Below are 19,184 nucleotides of genomic sequence, written 5' to 3' on the forward strand. Positions count from 1 at the left end.
GAGTCCCGGGGGAATGCCTCATGACACGCGCCATCTCTCTGCACGACGTGAGCAAGACCTACGCCAAGGGCGTCCGCGTGGTGGACCGCCTCTCGCTCGACATCGCACCCGGCGAGTTCCTGGTGCTGCTCGGCCCCTCCGGCTGCGGAAAGTCCACCGTGCTCAGGATGATCGCCGGACTCGAGGAGATCACCGAGGGGCAGCTGCTGCTCGACGGCGAGTACGGCAACGACCTGCCGCCCTCCGGCCGGGACATGGCGATGGTCTTCCAGAACTTCGCGCTCTACCCGAACATGACCAGCCGCGACAACATCGGCTTCCCCCTGCGCATCGAGTCGCCCGGCGCGGACCCCGGCGGCCGCGTCGACGCCACCGCCCGGATGCTGGGCATCGAGGACATCCTCGAACGCTTCCCCAGCCAGCTCTCCGGCGGTGAACGCCAGCGCGTCGCCATGGGCCGCGCGATCTCCCGGCACCCCTCGGCCTTCCTGATGGACGAGCCGCTGTCCAACCTCGACGCCAAGCTCCGCAACCACCTGCGCGCCGAGATATCCAAGCTGACCCGGGAGTTGGGCGTCACCACGGTCTACGTCACCCACGACCAGTCCGAGGCCATGTCCCTGGGCGACCGGGTCGCCGTCCTGCGCGGCGGCGTCCTCCAGCAGGTGGACACCCCGCGCGCGGTGTACGCCCTGCCTCGCAACGTCTTCGTGGCCGCCTTCATCGGCACCCCGCGCATCAACCTGCTGCGAGGTCTGGTCCGCGCCCCGCTCGACGGCGCCATGACCATCAGCCTGGGCAAGCAGTTCCTGCGCCTGCCCGAACCCCTCTCCCTGGACCACCAGTTGCTGCGCGTGCAGCAGGGCCGCGAGGTGATCGTGGGCCTGCGCTCGGAGGCGGTCCGGATCGCCCCCAGGCTCTCGGCCTCGTCCCGGCGAACGGGAGCCCCCGCGCCCGTCGCCCGGCCCGGGGAGGTGGCGATCACCGGGCTGGTGGAGCACGTGGAGTTCCAGGGCCACGAGGTCCTCGTCCACTTCAACACCGGCTCCCGCCCCGCCGTCGTACCGGATCTGGAGGCCCCGCGCCCCGTCCGGCGCCCGACCCGGCGGCGCCGGCGCGAGGGCACGGTCCTCAACCGGCTGCGGGACCGGGCGGACGCCCTGCGCGCGGGCCCCGTGGTGGTGCTGGAGCACCCCGCCGACACCGCGCCGGAACCGATCGCCGCGCCCGAGCCGCGCCTGCCCGGCGACCTGGTCGTGCGGACCACGCCGGACATCGAACTGCGGCAGGGCATGCAGGTGCCGCTCCTGGTCGACCTCGCCCGCCTGTTCGTCTTCGACCAGCGCGGCGAGCGCATCTGCCCGGCCCCGGACCGCCTGCCCGACCTGGAGGAGTGACGGCGCCGGCGCGGGCCGCGGGCCGGCCGGGTGAGGGGCGTGCGGCGGCCGAAAGCTACCGGCGCTAGTTTGTGGGCTGTCAGTAGGTTGTCCACGCGGAAGCCTGTCCACGCGGACACGACCGGCGACGGCCCCCGCCCCGGAGGAGCACGATGAAGGCACACGACGGCATGTACATCGACGGCGCCTGGCGTCCCGCCGCGGGCCCGGACGTCATCGAGGTGGTGAACCCGGCCGACGAACGGGTGATCGGCACCGTGCCCGCGGGCACCGCGGAGGACGTCGACGCGGCCGTACGCGCGGCCCGCGCCGCCCTGCCCGGCTGGTCCGCCACACCGCCCGCCGAACGGGCCGCCCGCCTGGCCGCCCTGCGGGACGCGCTGGCGGCCCGCGAGGAGGAGATCGCCGAGACCGTCACCGCCGAACTCGGCGCCCCGCCCGCCTTCGCCCGGACGGTCCACGCGGGCCTGCCGATCGCGGTCGCCGGCTCCTACGCCGACCTGGCGGCGACGTACGCCTTCGAGGAGAAGGTCGGCAACTCCACCGTGTACCACGAGCCGGTCGGAGTGGTCGGCGCGATCACCCCCTGGAACTACCCGCTCCACCAGATCGTCGCCAAGGCCGCCCCCGCGCTGGCCGCCGGCTGTACCGTCGTCCTCAAGCCCGCCGAGGACACCCCGCTCACCGCCCGGCTGTTCGCCGGGGCGGTCGATGAGGCCGGACTCCCGGCGGGCGTGTTCAACCTGGTCACCGGCCTCGGCCCGGTCGCCGGGCAGGCGCTTGCCGAGCATCCGGACGTGGACCTGGTCTCCTTCACCGGCTCCACGGCCGTCGGCAAACGGATCGGCGCGATCGCGGGCGGCGCCGTCAAGAGGGTCGCTCTGGAACTGGGCGGCAAGTCCGCCAACGTCATCCTGCCGAGCGCCGACCTCGCCAGGGCGGTGAACGTCGGCGTCGCCAACGTCATGTCCAACTCCGGCCAGACGTGCAGCGCCTGGACCCGCATGCTCGTCCACCGCGACCAGTACGAGGAGGCCGTCGCCCTGGCCGCGACCGCCGCCGCCAAGTACGGCGAGCGCATCGGCCCCGTGGTGAACGCCAAGCAGCGGGCGCGTGTGCGCGGTTACATCGAGAAGGGTGTCGCCGAGGGCGCCCGCCTCGTCTCGGGCGGCCCCGAATCCCCGTGCGAGCGGGGCTACTTCGTCAGCCCCACGGTCCTCGCCGACGTCACCCCCGGCATGGCCGTCGCCCAGGAGGAGATCTTCGGCCCGGTCCTCACCGTCCTCCGCTACGACGACGAGGAGGACGCCCTGCGCATCGCCAACGGCACGGTCTACGGCCTCGCCGGCGCCGTCTGGGCGGGCGACGAGGCGGAGGCGGTGGCCTTCGCCCGCCGGATGGACACCGGCCAGGTCGACATCAACGGCGGCCGGTTCAACCCGCTCGCGCCCTTCGGCGGCTACAAGCAGTCCGGCGTCGGCCGCGAACTCGGCGCGCACGGCCTCACCGAGTACCTTCAGACCAAGTCCCTCCAGTTCTAAGGGAGTCCCGCGTCATGGCCGTACGTGCCGCCGTCCTGCCCGCCATCGGCTCCCCGCTGGAGATCACCGGGATCGAACTGCCGGAGCCCGGGCCCGGTCGGGTCCGCGTCCGGCTCGCCGCTGCCGGGGTCTGCCACTCCGATCTGTCCCTGACCAACGGCACCCTGCGGGTACCGGTGCCCGCCGTCCTCGGCCACGAGGGAGCGGGGACCGTCCTCGCGGTCGGCGAGGGCGTCACCCATGTCGCTCCCGGCGACCCGGTGGTGCTCAACTGGGCGCCGTCCTGCGGGAGGTGCCACGCCTGCTCGCTCGGCGAGGTCTGGCTGTGCGCCCGCGCGATGGACGGCGCCGCCGACGTGCACGCCCGCACCGGCGACGGCACCGAACTGCACCCCGGTCTGAACGTCGCCGCCTTCGCCGAGGAGACGGTGGTCGCCGCCTCGTGCGTGCTGCCCCTGCCGGACGGCGTCCCGGTCACCGACGCCGCGCTCCTCGGCTGCGCCGTCCTCACCGGCTACGGCGCCGTCCACCACGCGGCGAAGGTGCGCCCCGGCGAGACGGTCGCGGTGTTCGGCGTCGGCGGAGTGGGCCTCGCCACCCTCCAGGCCGCCCGGATCGCCGGCGCCGAGAGGATCGTCGCCGTGGACCTCTCCCCGGACAAGGAGGAACTCGCCCGCCGGGCGGGCGCCACGGACTTCCTCCCGGCCACCGCGGACACCCCCCGCGAGATCCGCGCCCTCACCGGGAAGCAGGGGGTCGACGCCGCCGTGGAGTGCGTGGGCCGCGCGGTCACCATCCGCGCCGCCTGGGATTCCACCCGCCGCGGCGGCCGCACGACGGTGGTCGGCATCGGCGGCAAGGACGAGCAGGTCACCTTCAACGCCCTGGAACTCTTCCACTGGGGCCGCACCCTGACCGGCTGCGTCTACGGCAACTCGGATCCGGCCAGGGACCTGCCCGTGCTCGCCGAGCACGTCCGCACCGGCCGGCTGGACCTGACCACCCTGGTCACCGACCGGATCTCCCTGGACGACATCCCGGCCGCCTTCGAGAACATGCTGGCCGGCAAGGGCGGCCGGGCGCTGGTGGAGTTCTGAGGCGCGCTGCCCGGGCCCGGGTCAGGACACGCGTTCCGGCCGGGGCTCCTCGCGCGCCGTTCGCGGGGTCCGGCGGAGCGGGCGGGAGCGGGACACCGCCACTCCGGCCAGGCACAGGGCCCCGCCCACCAGAGTGACGAGCCCGGGCACCTCACCCAGCGCCAGCCACGACATCAGCACCACCAGCGCGGGGACGGCGTACGTCGTCGCGCCCATCCGGCTCGCGGTCGTACGGGACAGCGCGTACCCCCAGGTCGTGAAGGCGAGCGCGGTCGGGAACACGCCGAGGTAGACCATGTTGAGCGTGGCCGGCAGCGGGGCCCGGGCGGCCTCGTGGAGCAGCCGGCCGGCGAAGGGCAGGCAGGCGACCGCACCGACCAGGCACCCGAACGTCGTCACCTGCAGCACGCTCGCCCGACCCAGCGCCGGCTTCTGGGCGACGACCCCGGACGCGTACGCGACCGCCGCCAGCAGGCACAGCACCACGCCCAGCACCGAGGAGCCGCCCTCGCCCGACATCGACAGGCCCACGGTCACCGCCCCCGCGAACGACACCGCCATGCCCGCCAGCAGCTGCGGCGGCATCGGATCCCCCAGCAGCCGCGCCCCGAGCAGCGCGATCAGCAGCGGGCCGACGTTGACCACCAGGGCCGCGGTACCGGCGTCCACCCGCTGCTCGCCCCAGTTCAGGGCCACCATGTAGAAGCCGAACCACAGCAGCCCGGATATCGCGATCCCGCGCCAGGCCGCCCGCGGCGGCCACCCCTCCCGCCGCACCAGGCAGATCGCACCCAGCGTCAGGGCCCCGGCCAGCAGCCGCCCGAGGGCCAGCGCGCCCGGTGAGTACGCGGCGCCCGCGCTGCGAATGGAGACGAAGGCGGAGGCCCACAGCACCACGGTGACCGTGGCGGCCGCGGCGGCCAGGCGGGACGGGGGGATGCTCATCATGCTTCCTGAGGCTAGGCGGGTGAAAAGGGCAGGGCTCGCGGATTTCGGACGGCCAGGACCGGCCGGCGGCGCACTCAGCGCGGCGGTGTGCTCACGCGCTCCGCTCCATCTGCTCGTACTGTCGCGCCAGCCCGTCCAGCAGGGCCGCGAGGCCGGTCTCGAAGGCGCGTTCGTCGATCTTCTCCTGCTGCTCGGCCAGCAGATGGGCCTGCCCGAGGCGCGGGTAGTCGGCCGGGTCGTAGGCGCCGGCGTCGTCCACGAAACCGCCGGCGAAGGAGCCGAGCGCGGAGCCCATGATGAAGTACCGCATCAGCGCGCCGATCGAGGTCGCCTGCGCCGGGGGCCAGCCCGCGTCGGCCATCGCGCCGTAGACCGCGTCGGCCAGCCGCAGCGCGGCGGGACGGCGGCCGGGGCCGCGGGCGAGGACCGGCACGATGTTCGGATGCGCGCGCAGGGCGGCCCGGTAGGACACGGCCCAGTCGTGCAGCGCGGTCCGCCAGTCCCGGCCGTCCTCGAACATCGACAGGTCGACCTGGGCGCTCACCGAGTCCGCGACCGCCTCCAGGATCTCGTCCTTGGTCCGGAAGTGGTTGTAGAGCGAGGGCCCGCTCACCCCGAGCTCGGCGGCGAGCCGGCGGGTGGAGACGGCCGCCAGGCCCTCCGCGTCCACGAGCTCCCGCGCCGTCGCGACGATGCGGCCGGTGCTGAGGAGCGGGGTGCGGGGTCGGGCCATGGCGCACATCGTAGAGCCGCGGGACCGCACGGGCGCCGTCCGCACGGGCGTCGCCCGCGCGGACGCTCCGGGCCCGGCGCCGGTACCCGGGTTGCTGAGTACGCGAGCTGAGTATCCGGGCGGATGCGGCGGCGGGACCGTGGGCCGACGCTGGTCGCCATGAGTGACACACCGGTCAAACAGCAAAGCACGGCCGCCTTCTACGGCCAGTCGGTCGCCTCCTTCGCCATCGCCATGGCGGCCACCACCGTCGGCATCTTCAGGCTGAACGCCGACGCCTGGGTGCGCGCCTTCCTCGCCATCGCCGTCCTGTACCTTGTCACCTCCTCCTTCACGCTCGCCAAGGTGATCAGGGACCGCCAGGAGGCGGGGCGGATCGTCAGCCGGGTCGACCAGGCCCGCCTGGAGAAGCTGCTCGCCGAACACGATCCGTTCGAGAAGCTGTGAGGCCGTGGGTCGCGCACGGTGCCGACCCGGCAGGCTAAGCGAGCGCTCACCCTCGGCGGTATGGTGGACCCCCTGACGCGACCAGGAGGGGCGAGCGAGCGATGACTACGGCGGAGGAGACGGCGGGCGGTGACCCGGAGCCGTGGGGCGAGGTCACCCCGGACGCGGCCCGGCGGCTGCTCGTGGCCGCCGTGGAGGCCTTCGCCGAGCGGGGCTACCACGCGACGACGACCCGTGACATCGCGGGCCGGGCCGGAATGAGCCCGGCCGCCCTCTACATCCACTACCGGACCAAGGAGGAACTCCTCCACCGCATCAGCCGGATCGGCCATGAGAAGGCGCTGGAGGTCCTGCGCACCGCCACCCGGCGCGACGGCAGCGCGACCGAGAGGCTCGCCGACGCCGTGAGCTCCTTCGTGCGCTGGCACGCGGGCGGGCGCACCACCGCCCGGGTCGTCCAGTACGAACTCGACTCGCTGGGTCCGGCCGCCCGCGCGGAGATCCTCGCGCTGCGCCGCCAGGTCGACGCCGAGGTGCGCGAGGTCATCGAGGAGGGCGTGGCCTCGGGCGAGTTCGACGTGCTGGACGTGCGCGGCACCACGCTGGCCGTGCTGTCCCTGTGCGTGGACGTCGCCCGCTGGTTCGACGTCGACGGCCCCCGCACCCCCGAGGAGGTCGGCGCGCTGTACGCCGACCTCGTGCTGCGGATGGTCGGGGCCGGGTAGCACGTCCCCCGGGGGCCGGCCTACCGGTAGTACCGCACCACCGACTCCGCCACGCACACCGGCTTGTCGCCGCCCTCGCGCTCCACGGTGAAGGCGACGGTCACCTGCACCCCGTCCGGCACGTCGTCCACGCCGGTGATCACGGCGGTGCACCGCAGCCGTGAGCCGACCGGGACGGGGGCGGGGAAACGGACCTTGTTGGTGCCGTAGTTGACGCCCATCCGCACACCCTCGACCTCGATCAGCTGCGGCCCGAAGACCGGGAGCAGCGACAGGGTCAGATAGCCGTGGGCGATGGTGGTGCCGAAGGGACCGGCGGCGGCCTTCTCCGGGTCCACGTGGATCCACTGGTGGTCGCCGGTCGCGTCGGCGAACAGGTCGATCCGCTTCTGGTCGATCTCCAGCCAGTCGGTGTGCCCCAGCCGCTCACCCACCGCCGCCCTGAGTTCACCGGGGGACGTGAAGATCCTCGGCTCTGCCATGTGTCGGGCCTCCCACCTCGGGGACGAAGTCTAAGCAACTGCTTAGCATGGTCGGCCGCGAGGCCCCTGTCAACGGACCGGGCGGGTAGCGCGGTGGGTAGGCTCTGAGAGGTGCCCCAGATCCCCGAGAAGATCCACGAGCTGACCGTCGGCCAGCTGGCGGCGCGCAGCGGCGCCGCCGTCTCCGCCCTGCACTTCTACGAGTCCAAGGGGCTGATCAGCAGCCGCCGCACATCGGGCAACCAGCGCCGCTACTCCCGCGACACCCTGCGCCGGGTCGCCTTCGTCCGGGCGGCGCAGCGCGTGGGCATCCCGCTCGCCACGATCCGTGAGGCGCTCGCCCGGCTCCCCGAGGAGCGCACCCCCACCCGGGAGGACTGGGCCCGCCTCTCCGAGGCCTGGCGCTCCGAACTCGACGAGCGCATCAGGCAGCTCAACCGCCTGCGCGACCACCTCACCGACTGCATCGGCTGCGGCTGCCTGTCCCTGGACACGTGTGTGCTGTCCAACCCGGACGACGTGTTCGGCGAACGTCTGACGGGCTCACGTCTGATGGCGGAGCGGGGGAGCGGTACCGGCCGCGCGTAGCCTCGGTCGGTGCGCGGGCGCGGACCGGTGGCTCGACGAACCGCGCGCCGTGGCCGCCAGGCCCGCGCCGCCGGCGCGCCGCCGATCCGCCGGGCGGGCTCCGGACTGCCGGGCGGGCTTCGCGGCGTCCTCTCGTCCGTCCGGCAGGACCGGCGCACCCCTCGTGGAGGGCCTGTCGTCGTGGGTCAGGCGGACATCAGCAGCCGCCCGCGCCTCGTGTACGCCAGGGCCTCGGGCTTGAGGACGGGCAGCGGGACCAGGATCCCGCAGTCCGCGCAGACCGGTCCGGACGACGGCTCGTGATCCAGGTCGTACGTCCAGGCCAGCCGCTCCCCGCCGCACACCGGGCACGCGGCACCCGGTTCGCGCTCCAGTGCGGCGATCAGCCGGCGCAGCACCTCGGCCAGCGGTTCGCGCGGGTGCACCCGCGGGTCGTCGCACCAGGCGACCCCGAAGCCGCCCCAGGTCATCCGGTGCCAGTCGTCGACGCTGCCCGGCCTGCGCAGCCCGTCGTGCTTCTCCTGCTTACGGCGCCTGGCGAACCCGGCCTCGTAGTCGAGCCACACCGAACGCGCCTCCTCCAACTCGTCCAATGCGGCCACGAGCCGCACCGGATCGGGGGACCTGTCCTCGGGACCGAACCCGGCCCGGGAGCACAGATGGTCCCAGGTCGCCCTGTGCCCATAGGGAGCGAACCGCTCGAGGCACTTGCGCAGCGAGTAACGCCGCAGCGCCAGATCGCACCGCGGGTCCCTCACCTGTCTCGCCAGACTCCGGAAACCGGCCATCGCCCTGCACCTCCGTCACACCTGCATCCGCACTTCGGTCACTGCGGCGTCGTCGTACGGAGCCGTCACGACTGCTCCGCCGGATAGACGTGCCGACGCCCGATCCGGCTCCATCCGTTTTCCGATGTCCGCCATAACGCCGCCCTGGTTGACCTTCACGGGGTGCCGCCAAAAAGTGACGCATGTTCATCTTCCCTCGGGGGGATACCGGCGGTAACGTCCGGCACCACCCCCGTCAGGGAGGAGTTGCCATGCCACGGCGCACCCCACGCATCGCGCTCGACAGACTGAGAACTCCCCGCGGATTCCCCGGGTTCCTGAAGACCGCATCGGTATGCGTCCTCATTGCCGGTCTTTTGTCACCCTTTTCCCAAGCCGCGGCGGCCGGGACGCCGGCCGGCACCGCGGGCGCGGCCGACCACTGCGGCGGCCAGTGCTCCGACATCCTGCCGCCCGGCGAGAACGGCAACGCCACCCTCGCCGAGATCCTCCTCAACCAGGCCTTCGGCATCCAGCCCGGCCACGCCGAGGACCAGCTCGGCCCGTACGCCGACCTGGCCACGGGCTACCCGGCGCTCACCGACGCGAAGATCAACTCCTTCTTCAACGACGCCTCGTTCGGCGTCCCCTCCGGACAGGTCGCCTCCACCGTGCGGCCCGCGGGCCGCGCCGACGTGACGATCGTCCGCGACAGGAAGACCGGCGTACCGCACATCACGGGCACCACCCGCTACGGCACCGAGTTCGGCGCCGGGTACGCCGCCGCCCAGGACCGGCTGTGGCTCATGGACGTCTTCCGGCACGTCGGCCGCGGGCAGCTGACCTCCTTCGCCGGCGGCGCGGCCGCCAACCAGGGCCTGGAGCAGGAGTTCTGGCGCAACGCCCCGTACACCGAGGCCGACCTCCAGGCGCAGATCGACCGCGCCGTGGCGGGCAACGGCGCCCGCGGGCAGCAGGTCCTCGCCGACGTGACCGCCTACCTCGACGGCATCAACGCCTACATCGACGCCTCCGACTCCGGCCGCTATTTCCCCGGCGAGTACGTCCTGACCGGCCACAAGGACTCGATCACCAACGCCGGCACCATCGCCCACTTCAAGGTCACCGACCTGGTGGCGCTGGGCTCCGTGGTCGGCGCCCTGTTCGGCTCGGGCGGCGGCGGCGAGGTGGACAACGCGCTGTCCCTGCTGGCCGCCCAGGCCAAGTTCGGCGTCGAGGAGGGCACCGGGGTCTGGGAGTCCTTCCGGGAGCGCAACGACCCCGAGGCCGTCCTGACCGTGCACGACGGCAGGAGCTACCCGTACGCGACGAAGCCCGACGCCCCCGAGGGTCTGGCCCTGCCCGACGCCGGCTCGGTGACCCAGGAGCCGCTGGTGTACGACCGCACCGGCAGCGCGGCGACCGCGGCCGCGCGGGGCGCCACCTCCTCGGCCGCGAAGAGCGCCCTGTCCTCCGCACGGCGCGGCATGTCCAACGCCCTCGTCGTGAGCGGCGAGCACACTGCGAGCGGCCACCCGGTCGCCGTCTTCGGCCCGCAGACCGGCTACTTCGCGCCCCAGCTGCTGATGCTCCAGGAGATCCAGGGTCCGGGCATCAGCGCCCGCGGCGCCTCCTTCGCCGGCCTGAGCATGTACGTCGAACTCGGGCGCGGCCAGGACTACTCGTGGAGCGCCACGACCTCCGGCCAGGACATCATCGACACCTACGCCGTCGAACTGTGCCAGGACGACCACCACTACCTGTACCGAGGCACCTGCACGGCCATGGACGAGGTCGAGCGGACCAACTCCTGGAAGCCCACCGTCGCCGACGGAACGGCGGCCGGCTCCTACACCATGCGCGTGTGGCGCACGAAGTACGGCCCGGTCGAGTACCGCGCCACCGTCGGCGGCAAGAAGGTCGCCTACACCACCCTGCGCTCCTCCTTCCTGCACGAGGCCGACTCGATCGTCGGCTTCCAGATGCTCAACGACCCCGACTTCGTCCAGGGCCCCGAGGACTTCCAGAAGGCCACGCAGCACATCAACTACACGTTCAACTGGTTCTACGCCGACTCCCGGCACACCGCGTACTACAACAGCGGCGACAACCCGGTGCGGGCGAACGGCGTGGACGCCGAGTTCCCGGTGCGGGCGCGGCCGGCGTACGAGTGGCGGAACTGGGACCCGGCGGCCAACACCGCCGACTACACCCCGCCCGCCGCCCACCCCGCCTCCGTCGACCAGGACTACTACGTCTCCTGGAACAACAGGCAGGCCCTGGACTACTCCGCGGCCTCCTGGGGCAACGGCTCCGTGCACCGCGGCGACCTGCTGGAGGACCGGGTGAGCAAGCTGGTCGCGGCCGGCGGGGTGACCCGTGCCTCGCTGGTGAAGGCGATGGAGGACGCGGCCGTGACCGACCTCAGGGCCGAGGACGTGCTGCCGAACCTGCTGAAGGTGATCAACAGCTCGCCGGTGACCGACTCCGCGGCCGCGGCGGCGGTGGGCAGGCTCCAGACATGGCTGTCCGCGGGTGCCAGGCGCACCGAGACCTCGGCGGGCTCCAGGACCTACGCCGACGCCGAGGCCATCAGGATCCTGGACGCCTGGTGGCCGCTGCTGGTGAAGGCCGAGTTCGAACCGGGGCTCGGCAGCGACCTGTACGGCGCCTTCACCGCCGACCTGCCGGTCGACGAGTCCCCGTCGGCCGGGCACGGCCCGACCGGATCACACGCCGGAAGCGCCTTCCAGTACGGCTGGTGGAGCTATGTCGACAAGGACATCCGGGCGGTGCTCGGTCAGCCGGTGCGGGGTCCGCTGGCGCGGACGTTCTGCGGCGGCGGCAGCCCGAGCGCCTGCCGGGACACCCTGATCGGCACCCTGAAGCAGGCGGCCGCGGCGACCCGGGCCCAGGTCTACCCCGGCGACGACCAGTGCTCCGCGGGCGACCAGTGGTGCGCCGACTCGATCGTCCAGCGTGCCCTGGGCGGCATCGGGCACGGGAGGATCGGCTGGCAGAACCGCCCGACCTTCCAGCAGGTCGTGGAGTACACCAGCCACCGTTAGGCGCCGGTGGACGAGGGATGGCGGCCGCCCGGTCGACCCGACCGGGCGGCCGGCCGGCCGGGGGCACGGCTCATCAGCACCAGGGGGCACGGCTCATCAGTAGAGGAGGTACCTCTTCCGTGTCTTCCGGAACGCGGCCAGCTCCTGCTGCCAGGCCGCCACCACCTCGTCGGTGCCCGCGCCGGCGTCGATCGTCGTGCGCACCCGGGTGGATCCGGTGAGCGTGTCGATCCAGTTGTCCGAGCGCCACTCGAAGCCGCTCCAGACCTGCTTGGCGGTCACGAGCAGCGCGATCCCGGTCCGCACGGGATCGAAGGCGTTGCGGTTGTGCACGTGGATCTGCACACCGCCGACGGTCGTGTCCTGGAACTTGGAGAAGGTGGGCGCGAAGTACGCCTCCCGGAAGTACACGCCCGGCAGGTGCAGCGCGTTGGCCGCGGCCGCCCAGCGCCCGTCGACGCCCGCCGCGCCGAGCAGCTCGAAGGGGCGGGTGGTGCCCCGTCCCTCCGACAGGTTGGTGCCCTCGAACAGACACGTTCCGGAGTAGACCAGGGCGGTGTCGGGGGTCGGCATGTTCGGGCTCGGCGGCACCCAGGGCAGCCCGGAGGCGTCGTAGAAGTCCGACCGCCGCCAGCCGGTCATCTGGACGGTCTCCAGCGGGACCGGCGTGGTCAGGAACTCGCCGTTGAACAGCCGCGCCAGTTCGGCGACGGTCATGCCGTGCGCCTGCGCGATCGGCTTCCGTCCGACGAAGGTCGCGAACTCCGGGTGCAGCACCGGTCCCAGGGCCTCCCGGCCGGTCACCGGGTTGGGCCGGTCGAGCACCACGAAGCGCTTGCCGGCCAGGGCCGCGGCCTCCATGCAGTCGTAGAGCGTCCAGATGTAGGTGTAGAAGCGGGCGCCCGCGTCCTGGATGTCGAAGACGACCGTGTCCACGCCGGAGGCCGTGAAGACGTCGGCGAGCGGCTGCCCGCTCTTGAGGTACGTGTCGTACACCGGCAGCCCGGTGGCCGGGTCGTCGTAGCGGCCCTCCGAGCCGCCCGCCTGCGCGGTGCCGCGGAAGCCGTGCTCGGGGCCGAAGACGGCCACCAGGTTCACCCGGCGGTCGGCGTGCATCACGTCCACGATGTGCCGCACGTCCCGGGTGACGCCGGTCGGGTTGGTGACGACCCCGACCCGCTGCCCGCGCAGCGAGGCGTAGCCCCCGGCGTCGAGGCGCTCGAAACCGGTGCGCAGCGGGCTGTTGCCTCCGGGAGCGGCCTGGGCCGGGGCCGCCATGGCCCCGGTGGCCGCCGCGGCGGCGGTGGTGGCGAGCAGGCTCCGTCTGGACAGCTTCATACAGTGACCTCCGTGATCGCTGCGGGTGTCATGTTCACGCACGCTAGCGTGCGTCCGTGCTCCAGGGAACGAAGCGGACCGCGCCTCCTTGCGGAGATCCCTTCCAGTACCACATACCGACTGGTTAGTCTGATGCGGCGGAGTCCAGCCGATCCGTGTCGTGTCGGAGCCATGACGAAGGAGACCGATGGTGCGAGCCGTGCGGGATGCGGGAGTGGTCGTCACCGGAGCCGGGGGTGGCATCGGCGCCGCGCTGGCCCGCCGGTTCGCCGCCGAGGGGGCCCGGGTCGTCGTCAACGACCTCGACGCCGACCGGGCCGCGTCCGTCGCCGGGGAGATCGGCGGCATCGCGCTCCCGGGCGACGCCTCCGAGGTCGTCGCCGCGGCCCGCGACGCGCTCGGCGGAACGGTCGACGTCTACTGTGCCAACGCGGGCCTCGGCTCGGGCGGTTCGGAGGCGGCCGGCGAGGAGGTGTGGGCACACGCCTGGGACGTCAACGTCATGGCCCACGTCCGCGCCGCCCAGGCGCTGCTCCCGGCCTGGCTGGAACGCGGCAGCGGCCGGTTCGTGTCCACCGTGTCCGCGGCCGGGCTGCTCACCATGATCGGCGCAGCCCCGTACAGCGTCACCAAGCACGGCGCCTACGCCTTCGCCGAGTGGCTGTCGCTGACCTACCGCCACCGCGGGATCAAGGTGCACGCGATCTGCCCGCAGGGCGTGCGCACCGACATGCTGGCCGCCACCGGCAGCGCCGGCGACCTGGTGCTGCGACCCACCGCGATCGAACCCGAGGACGTGGCCGACGCCCTGCTGGAGGGCATCGCCGAGGACCGCTTCCTGATCCTGCCGCACCCCGAGGTCGCCGGGTTCTACCGGGCCCGGGCCGTCGACCCCGACCGCTGGCTCACGAACATGAACCACCTCCAGCGGAAATGGGAGGAGATCCAGTGACACCCGGGGCGCGAGCGACCGGGGCCGACCGGGATCCTGCCGTACCTGCCGGGGACGGCGAATGGGAAGATCCTCCGTCGGGAACCGCGTTCCCGTAGGCAGCAGGGCGAACAGGAACGCAAACGAACAGGAACACGGAAGGCAGGTGGCGGCAGGTGCCCAGAACGACGGACTCAGGCGGCGCTCCGGTGCCGCAGCGGCTCCTGGCCGCCGCCACCCGGCTCTTCGCCGAGCGGGGCTACGACCGCACCTCGGTGCAGGAGATCGTCGAGGCGGCCGGTGTCACCAAGGGGGCGCTGTACCACTACTTCGGCTCCAAGGACGACCTCCTGCACGAGGTGTACGCGCGCGTGCTGCGCGTCCAGCAGGAGCGCCTGGACGCGTTCGCGGACGCAGACGAACCGGTCGAGAAGCGGCTGCGGGACGCGGCGGCGGACGTGGTGGTCACCACCATCGAGAACCTCGACGACGCCATGATCTTCTTCCGCTCGATGTACCACCTCGGACCGGAGAAGAACAAGCAGGTGCGGGCCGAGCGCCGGCGCTACCACGAACGCTTCCGCGCGCTGGTCGAGGAGGGCCAGCGGACCGGCGTCTTCTCCACGGCGACCCCGGCCGACCTGGTGGTCGACTACCACTTCGGTTCCGTCCACCACCTGTCGACCTGGTACCGCCCCGAGGGCCCGCTCAGCCCCCAGCAGGTCGCCGACCACCTGGCCGACCTGCTGCTGCGGGCGCTGCGGCCGTAGCGGGCGGGCGCGCGTAGCGCCGGCCGGCCGTCCAGGTCCGGCCGGCCGGCCGGACCCGTCACGCACCCGCACGCGCCCGTGCGGGTGCTCAGAGGTACTTCTTCAGCTCCCGCCGCGCCAGCGACCGCTGGTGGACCTCGTCCGGCCCGTCGGCGATCATCAGCGTGCGCGCGCCCGCGTACAGCTCGGCGAGCGGGAGGTCCTGGCTGAAACCGCCCGCGCCGTGCAGTTGGATCGCCCGGTCGAGGATGTCGACCACCGCGCGCGGCGTGGCGATCTTGATGGCCTGGATCTCGGTGTGCGCCCCCTTGTTGCCGACGGTGTCCATCAGCCAGGCCGTCTTCAGCACCAGCAGCCGCAGTTGCTCGACGGTGACCCGCGCGTCCGCGATCCAGTTGTGGACCACGCCCTGCTGGGCCAGCGCCTTGCCGAAGGCGGTGCGGGACACGGCCCGCCGGCACATCAGCTCGATCGCCCGCTCCGCCATGCCGATCAGCCGCATGCAGTGGTGGATGCGGCCGGGTCCGAGCCGGGCCTGGGCGATGGCGAAGCCGCCGCCCTCCTCGCCGATCAGGTGGGAGACGGGTACGCGCGCGTGGTCGAAGACCACCTCGGCGTGGCCGCCGTGGGAGTGGTCCTCGTAGCCGAAGACCCGCATCGCGCGCCGCACGGTGACGCCGGGTGTGTCGCGCGGCACGAGCACCATGGACTGCTGGCGGCGGATGTCCGGGCCGTCCGGGTCGGTCTTGCCCATCACGATGAAGATCTTGCAGTCCGGGTTCATCGCGCCGGAGATGTACCACTTGCGGCCGGTGATGACGTACTCGTCGGAGCCGTCGGAGGCGCGCTCGATGCGCGTGGTGACGTTGGTGGCGTCCGAGGAGGCCACCTCCGGTTCGGTCATCGCGAACGCAGAACGGATCTCGCCCGCGAGCAGCGGCTGGAGCCACTGTTTCTTCTGCCACTCGTCGCCGAACTGTGCGAGCACCTCCATGTTGCCCGTGTCGGGCGCCGCGCAGTTCAGCGCGGTGGGGGCGAGGTGCGGGGAGCGGCCGGTGATCTCGGCGAGCGGGGCGTACTGGAGGTTGGTCAGCCCGGCGCCGTACTCGGCGTCCGGCAGGAAGAGGTTCCACAGGCCCTGCCTGCGCGCCTCGGCCTTCAGCTCCTCGACCACGGCCGGGGTGTCCCACGGGGAGGCCGGCGCGGCCCGCTGCTCCTCGGCCACCGCCTCGGCCGGGTGGACGTACTCGTCCATGAAGGCCAGGAGCCTGGCCCGCAGTTCCTCGGTGCGCGCGTCGAACGCGAAGTCCATGTCCGTCAGCCTTCCTGAAGAGTGGTCAGTCCGTGGTCGACGAAGACGGGGACGAGGTCGCCGATGCGGTCGAAGCCCGGTCCGACCGTCTGGCCGAGCGTGTACCGGTAGTGGATGCCCTCCAGGATCACGGCGAGCTTGAACCAGGCGAACGCCGTGTACCAGGAGACGGCCCGCACGTCGCGCCCCGAGCGTTCCGCGTACCGCTCGACCAGCTCCGCCGCGGACGGGTGCCCCGGGGCCTCGGCGGTGGTGGACACCGGCGAGTCGGGCATGCCCAGCGGCGTGCTGTACATCACCAGCAGACCCAGGTCGGTCAGCGGGTCCCCGAGGGTGGACATCTCCCAGTCGAGGACCGCCGTGATCCGGTCGTCCGGGCCGAGCAGCACGTTGTCGAGGCGGTAGTCGCCGTGCACGACGGTCGGGGCGAGGGAGGCGGGCAGCGCGCGCCCGAGCGCCGCGTGCAGTTCGTCGACTCCGGCCAGCTCGCGGTTGCGGGAGGCCGCCAGCTGCTTGCCCCAGCGGCGCAGCTGGCGGTCCAGGAAGCCCTCGGGGCGCCCGAAGTCGGCCAGGCCCACCTCGGCGGGGTCCACCGTGTGCAGCTCGACGAGGGTGTCCACCAGGGACAGCACGGCGCCGCGGGTGCGCTCCTCGCCCAGCGGGGCGAGCTGCCGCGCGGTGCGGTACGGGGTGCCCTCGACGAACTCCATGAGGTAGAACGGCGCGCCGAGCACGTCCTCGTCCTCGCACAGCAGCACCGGGCGCGGCACCGGCACCTCGGTCGGGTGCAGGGCGCTGATCACCCGGTGCTCGCGCCCCATGTCGTGCGCGGTGGCCAGGACGTGGCCCAAGGGGGGACGCCGTACGACCCACCGTGAGGCGCCGTCCGAGACCGCGTAGGTGAGGTTCGACCGTCCGCCCTCGATCAGCCGGCCGGTCAGCGGGCCCCGCACCAGACCGGGCCGCTCCCGGTCGAGCAGTCCGCGCAGCTGGTCGAGATCGAGTCCGGGCGGGTGGTCGGGGCTCATCAACACTCCTCTGACGGACGAACGGGTCCCCCACATGATGCCGACCGGTCGGTATGCCGTCCAGTGCGCAAACCGAAGCCCCCACAAGCCCGGTGTCGTCGTCGGGTCCGGGTCACCCCGGCGAGCGGTGGGCCTTCAGGCGCTCGTAGGCGGCCAGTCCGTCCGGTACCCACGGCCACTCGCCCAGGCGGCGTTCCACCTCGGCCTCCGGAAGGAAGTCGTGCCAGGCGACCTCCTCCGCCTGCGGGCGTACCGGGAGGTCGCAGCGGACCTGGTAGACGGCCGACCACCAGGTGTGGCCGGCGCCGTCGTCGTACAGGAACTTGAAGAGGTACTCGGGGCGGGGCAGCCCCGTCACCCCCAGTTCCTCCTCGGCCTCGCGCAGGGCGGCGTCGTCGTAGGCCTCGCCCGCGCCGACCACCCCGCCGACGAACATGTCGTAGAGGGACGGGAAGACCAGCTTCGTGGGGGTGCGCCGGTGGACGAAGAGGCGGCCCTTGGCGTCCCGGGCCTGGACGAAGACGCAGCGGTGGCGCAGCCCCCTGGCGTAGGCCTCGCCGCGCGGGGACCGCCCGACGACCCGGTCGTGCTCGTCGACGATGTCGAGGATCTCGTCTGAAGCGCTCATGCCGCCATCCAAGCAGGCCGCACATCCACGCGGGCTGCATCTCCGAGCGGGCCGCACATCCACGCGGGCTGCGTCTCCGAGCGGGCCGCACATCCACGCGGGCTGCGTCTCCGAGCGGGCCGCACATCCACGCGGGCTGCGTCTTTGAGCGGGCCGCGCCTTCATGCGGGCCGCCGGCCAGGCCGGTGCCGCGGGCCCCGCCCGGCTCAGCGTGCCTGTAGGTCGCGCTTCTGCGCCGGTACTCCCGACCCGTAGGGCATCGCCGGGTGCAGCCCGAGCAGGACGATGCCCGCCACGATCGCCGCGAGGCCCGACGCCTCCCAGGCCAGCGCCCCGGTGTCGGTGCGCAGCCGGTCGCCGAGGAACCCCACCCCGCAGGCGATCCCGGTCAGCGGCTCGGCCGCGGTCAGGGCCGGCAGGGACATGCGCAGCGGCGCCGTCTCGAACGCGCTCTGCACCAGGATCAGCCCGGTGACGCCGATCACCAGCAGCCCGTACGGCTGCCAGCCGGTGAACAGCTCCGCCCAGCCGCCCGCCGAGAACCGCTGCCCGCTCACCCGGGTCAGCGCGTCCTGCACGCCGTAGAGCAGCCCGGCGGCCACCGCCAGCAGGACCGGTCCCCAGTTCAGCCGCGAGCGCTTGGCGAAGGCCGTCAGCAGCAGGGCCACGCCCACCACCGCACCGATGATCAGCCAGTGCCGCAGCGGATCGGTGACGGCGCTGCCCGCGCGCGGCCGGCCCGCCACGATGAACGCGGTCACGCCGCCGGCCAGCAGGACGAGCCCCGCCCAGCCCTGGCCGCCCAGTGGCTGTCTGGTCTGCCGGCGGGACAGGGCGAGGGCGAACAGCAGGTTCGTGGCCAGCAGCGGTTCCACCAGCGAGATCTCGCCCCGGCCCAGGGCGAAGGCGCCCAGCATCATGCCGCCGATCATCAGCCCCAGACCGCCCAGCCAGCGCGGCACCTTCATCAGGTCGAGGAGCAGCCGGGGCGAGAGGAAGTCGGTCAGCGGTGCCCGCTGGGCCGCGTTCTGCTGGAGCACGAAACCGAAGCCCAGGCAGCAGGCGGCGCTGACGGCGAGAATCACAACCAGAACCGACACGCTGCGTACCTCGATCATCCGGCCGGGCCACGGGGTGCGTAATGGCCGACTGTAGCGTCCCGGGGCCCGCCCCGCTGCCGGGACGACCCGGATCCGCTCGGCCGGCCCGGTCGCGACGTCCCGCGATCAGCGGCGAGGGCGCAGCTCCGGGCCGCGGGCGAACTTGAGGCACCACCGCGCCCTGGCGTACGCCAGGGGAGTGACCCTCCCGCGGGACGGACCGGCGCCACGGCACGGCCGCCGGGCGCCCTCACAAGTACCGGCTGTCAAAAGGCAGTTGACGC

At 72.9% G+C, this 19,184-nt stretch carries 18 protein-coding genes; 9 read left to right on the plus strand and 9 right to left on the minus strand.

Going from position 1 to position 19,184, the window contains the following annotated elements; translation table 11 throughout:
* Positions 1–20 precede the first annotated feature (20 nt).
* The 3 genes from ACTYVM_RS06915 to ACTYVM_RS06925 all read left to right on the plus strand — a co-directional run bounded on the left by ACTYVM_RS06915 (position 21) and on the right by ACTYVM_RS06925 (position 4,035).
* The gene (locus tag ACTYVM_RS06915; RefSeq protein ID WP_445525042.1) at positions 21–1,397 is read left to right on the plus strand and encodes an ABC transporter ATP-binding protein; all 1,377 of its coding nucleotides are present in this window, start codon (positions 21–23) and stop codon (positions 1,395–1,397) included.
* A 152-nt stretch (positions 1,398–1,549) separates the two neighbouring features.
* Positions 1,550–2,938: an aldehyde dehydrogenase family protein gene (locus tag ACTYVM_RS06920; protein WP_445525043.1), complete on the plus strand. Its 1,389-nt coding sequence runs from the start codon at positions 1,550–1,552 to the stop codon at positions 2,936–2,938.
* Between the two features lie 14 nt (positions 2,939–2,952).
* Positions 2,953–4,035 (plus strand): Zn-dependent alcohol dehydrogenase, encoded by a 1,083-nt coding sequence (locus tag ACTYVM_RS06925; protein ID WP_445525044.1) that lies wholly within the window; start codon positions 2,953–2,955, stop codon positions 4,033–4,035.
* A gap of 21 nt (positions 4,036–4,056) precedes the next feature.
* Here ACTYVM_RS06925 and ACTYVM_RS06930 read toward each other — a convergent pair whose 3' ends face one another.
* A complete protein-coding gene (locus tag ACTYVM_RS06930) occupies positions 4,057–4,980 on the minus strand; it encodes a DMT family transporter (RefSeq protein WP_445525174.1) in 924 nt (307 codons plus the stop codon).
* Between the two features lie 94 nt (positions 4,981–5,074).
* On the minus strand, positions 5,075–5,716 hold the full coding sequence (locus ACTYVM_RS06935; RefSeq protein WP_445525045.1) for a TetR/AcrR family transcriptional regulator: 642 nt from the start codon (positions 5,714–5,716) through the stop codon (positions 5,075–5,077).
* 159 nt (positions 5,717–5,875) lie between these two features.
* Here ACTYVM_RS06935 and ACTYVM_RS06940 point away from each other — a divergent pair, with 159 nt between their 5' ends.
* Both ACTYVM_RS06940 and ACTYVM_RS06945 read left to right on the plus strand, forming a co-directional pair.
* Positions 5,876–6,163, plus strand: a complete 288-nt coding sequence (locus ACTYVM_RS06940; RefSeq protein WP_400031879.1) for a YiaA/YiaB family inner membrane protein — start codon at positions 5,876–5,878, stop codon at positions 6,161–6,163.
* Between the two features lie 101 nt (positions 6,164–6,264).
* Positions 6,265–6,888: a TetR/AcrR family transcriptional regulator gene (locus ACTYVM_RS06945; RefSeq protein ID WP_445525046.1), complete on the plus strand. Its 624-nt coding sequence runs from the start codon at positions 6,265–6,267 to the stop codon at positions 6,886–6,888.
* Between the two features lie 20 nt (positions 6,889–6,908).
* Here ACTYVM_RS06945 and ACTYVM_RS06950 read toward each other — a convergent pair whose 3' ends face one another.
* Positions 6,909–7,370, minus strand: coding sequence for a MaoC family dehydratase (locus ACTYVM_RS06950; protein ID WP_445525047.1), 462 nt, complete (start codon positions 7,368–7,370; stop codon positions 6,909–6,911).
* Between the two features lie 111 nt (positions 7,371–7,481).
* Between ACTYVM_RS06950 and soxR the strand changes: the two genes are divergently transcribed.
* Positions 7,482–7,958: a redox-sensitive transcriptional activator SoxR gene (soxR, locus tag ACTYVM_RS06955; RefSeq protein WP_400031873.1), complete on the plus strand. Its 477-nt coding sequence runs from the start codon at positions 7,482–7,484 to the stop codon at positions 7,956–7,958.
* Positions 7,959–8,143: 185 nt separating this feature from the next.
* On the opposite strand, the gene ACTYVM_RS06960 is transcribed toward soxR, so the two are convergent.
* Positions 8,144–8,746: a hypothetical protein gene (locus ACTYVM_RS06960; RefSeq protein ID WP_400031871.1), complete on the minus strand. Its 603-nt coding sequence runs from the start codon at positions 8,744–8,746 to the stop codon at positions 8,144–8,146.
* Positions 8,747–8,997: 251 nt separating this feature from the next.
* Between ACTYVM_RS06960 and ACTYVM_RS06965 the strand changes: the two genes are divergently transcribed.
* On the plus strand, positions 8,998–11,793 hold the full coding sequence (locus ACTYVM_RS06965) for a penicillin acylase family protein (protein WP_445525048.1): 2,796 nt from the start codon (positions 8,998–9,000) through the stop codon (positions 11,791–11,793).
* Positions 11,794–11,889: 96 nt separating this feature from the next.
* On the opposite strand, the gene ACTYVM_RS06970 is transcribed toward ACTYVM_RS06965, so the two are convergent.
* Positions 11,890–13,131 carry an exo-beta-N-acetylmuramidase NamZ family protein gene (locus tag ACTYVM_RS06970; protein ID WP_445525049.1) on the minus strand — a complete coding sequence of 414 codons (1,242 nt, stop codon included), beginning with the start codon at positions 13,129–13,131 and terminating at the stop codon, positions 11,890–11,892.
* A 187-nt stretch (positions 13,132–13,318) separates the two neighbouring features.
* Here ACTYVM_RS06970 and ACTYVM_RS06975 point away from each other — a divergent pair, with 187 nt between their 5' ends.
* Positions 13,319–14,083 (plus strand): SDR family oxidoreductase, encoded by a 765-nt coding sequence (locus ACTYVM_RS06975; RefSeq protein ID WP_400031865.1) that lies wholly within the window; start codon positions 13,319–13,321, stop codon positions 14,081–14,083.
* Positions 14,084–14,238: 155 nt separating this feature from the next.
* Positions 14,239–14,832 (plus strand): TetR/AcrR family transcriptional regulator, encoded by a 594-nt coding sequence (locus ACTYVM_RS06980; protein ID WP_445525050.1) that lies wholly within the window; start codon positions 14,239–14,241, stop codon positions 14,830–14,832.
* Positions 14,833–14,920: 88 nt separating this feature from the next.
* On the opposite strand, the gene ACTYVM_RS06985 is transcribed toward ACTYVM_RS06980, so the two are convergent.
* The 4 genes from ACTYVM_RS06985 to ACTYVM_RS07000 form a co-directional block, all read right to left on the minus strand.
* Entirely contained in the window at positions 14,921–16,144 is a 1,224-nt protein-coding gene (locus ACTYVM_RS06985; RefSeq protein ID WP_445525051.1) for an acyl-CoA dehydrogenase family protein, read from the minus strand.
* A 5-nt stretch (positions 16,145–16,149) separates the two neighbouring features.
* The gene (locus ACTYVM_RS06990; protein ID WP_445525052.1) at positions 16,150–17,172 is read right to left on the minus strand and encodes a phosphotransferase family protein; all 1,023 of its coding nucleotides are present in this window, start codon (positions 17,170–17,172) and stop codon (positions 16,150–16,152) included.
* A gap of 112 nt (positions 17,173–17,284) precedes the next feature.
* Positions 17,285–17,800: an NUDIX hydrolase gene (locus ACTYVM_RS06995; protein ID WP_445525053.1), complete on the minus strand. Its 516-nt coding sequence runs from the start codon at positions 17,798–17,800 to the stop codon at positions 17,285–17,287.
* Between the two features lie 206 nt (positions 17,801–18,006).
* Positions 18,007–18,918: a DMT family transporter gene (locus ACTYVM_RS07000; RefSeq protein ID WP_445525054.1), complete on the minus strand. Its 912-nt coding sequence runs from the start codon at positions 18,916–18,918 to the stop codon at positions 18,007–18,009.
* Positions 18,919–19,184 lie beyond the last annotated feature (266 nt).

The sequence above is a fragment of the Streptomyces cyslabdanicus genome, from assembly GCF_052663305.1.

What these genes read in the sequence shown, in the direction of transcription:
- ACTYVM_RS06915 (WP_445525042.1), top strand. Translation starts at nt 21, where the DNA reads ATGACACGCGCCATCTCTCTGCACGACGTGAGCAAGACCTACGCCAAG.
- ACTYVM_RS06920 (WP_445525043.1), top strand. Translation starts at nt 1,550, where the DNA reads ATGAAGGCACACGACGGCATGTACATCGACGGCGCCTGGCGTCCCGCC.
- ACTYVM_RS06925 (WP_445525044.1), top strand. Translation starts at nt 2,953, where the DNA reads ATGGCCGTACGTGCCGCCGTCCTGCCCGCCATCGGCTCCCCGCTGGAG.
- ACTYVM_RS06930 (WP_445525174.1), bottom strand. Translation starts at nt 4,980, where the DNA reads ATGAGCATCCCCCCGTCCCGCCTGGCCGCCGCGGCCGCCACGGTCACC.
- ACTYVM_RS06935 (WP_445525045.1), bottom strand. Translation starts at nt 5,716, where the DNA reads ATGGCCCGACCCCGCACCCCGCTCCTCAGCACCGGCCGCATCGTCGCG.
- ACTYVM_RS06940 (WP_400031879.1), top strand. Translation starts at nt 5,876, where the DNA reads ATGAGTGACACACCGGTCAAACAGCAAAGCACGGCCGCCTTCTACGGC.
- ACTYVM_RS06945 (WP_445525046.1), top strand. Translation starts at nt 6,265, where the DNA reads ATGACTACGGCGGAGGAGACGGCGGGCGGTGACCCGGAGCCGTGGGGC.
- ACTYVM_RS06950 (WP_445525047.1), bottom strand. Translation starts at nt 7,370, where the DNA reads ATGGCAGAGCCGAGGATCTTCACGTCCCCCGGTGAACTCAGGGCGGCG.
- ACTYVM_RS06960 (WP_400031871.1), bottom strand. Translation starts at nt 8,746, where the DNA reads ATGGCCGGTTTCCGGAGTCTGGCGAGACAGGTGAGGGACCCGCGGTGC.
- ACTYVM_RS06965 (WP_445525048.1), top strand. Translation starts at nt 8,998, where the DNA reads ATGCCACGGCGCACCCCACGCATCGCGCTCGACAGACTGAGAACTCCC.
- ACTYVM_RS06970 (WP_445525049.1), bottom strand. Translation starts at nt 13,131, where the DNA reads ATGAAGCTGTCCAGACGGAGCCTGCTCGCCACCACCGCCGCCGCGGCG.
- ACTYVM_RS06975 (WP_400031865.1), top strand. Translation starts at nt 13,319, where the DNA reads ATGGTGCGAGCCGTGCGGGATGCGGGAGTGGTCGTCACCGGAGCCGGG.
- ACTYVM_RS06985 (WP_445525051.1), bottom strand. Translation starts at nt 16,144, where the DNA reads ATGGACTTCGCGTTCGACGCGCGCACCGAGGAACTGCGGGCCAGGCTC.
- ACTYVM_RS06990 (WP_445525052.1), bottom strand. Translation starts at nt 17,172, where the DNA reads ATGAGCCCCGACCACCCGCCCGGACTCGATCTCGACCAGCTGCGCGGA.
- ACTYVM_RS06995 (WP_445525053.1), bottom strand. Translation starts at nt 17,800, where the DNA reads ATGAGCGCTTCAGACGAGATCCTCGACATCGTCGACGAGCACGACCGG.
- ACTYVM_RS07000 (WP_445525054.1), bottom strand. Translation starts at nt 18,918, where the DNA reads ATGATCGAGGTACGCAGCGTGTCGGTTCTGGTTGTGATTCTCGCCGTC.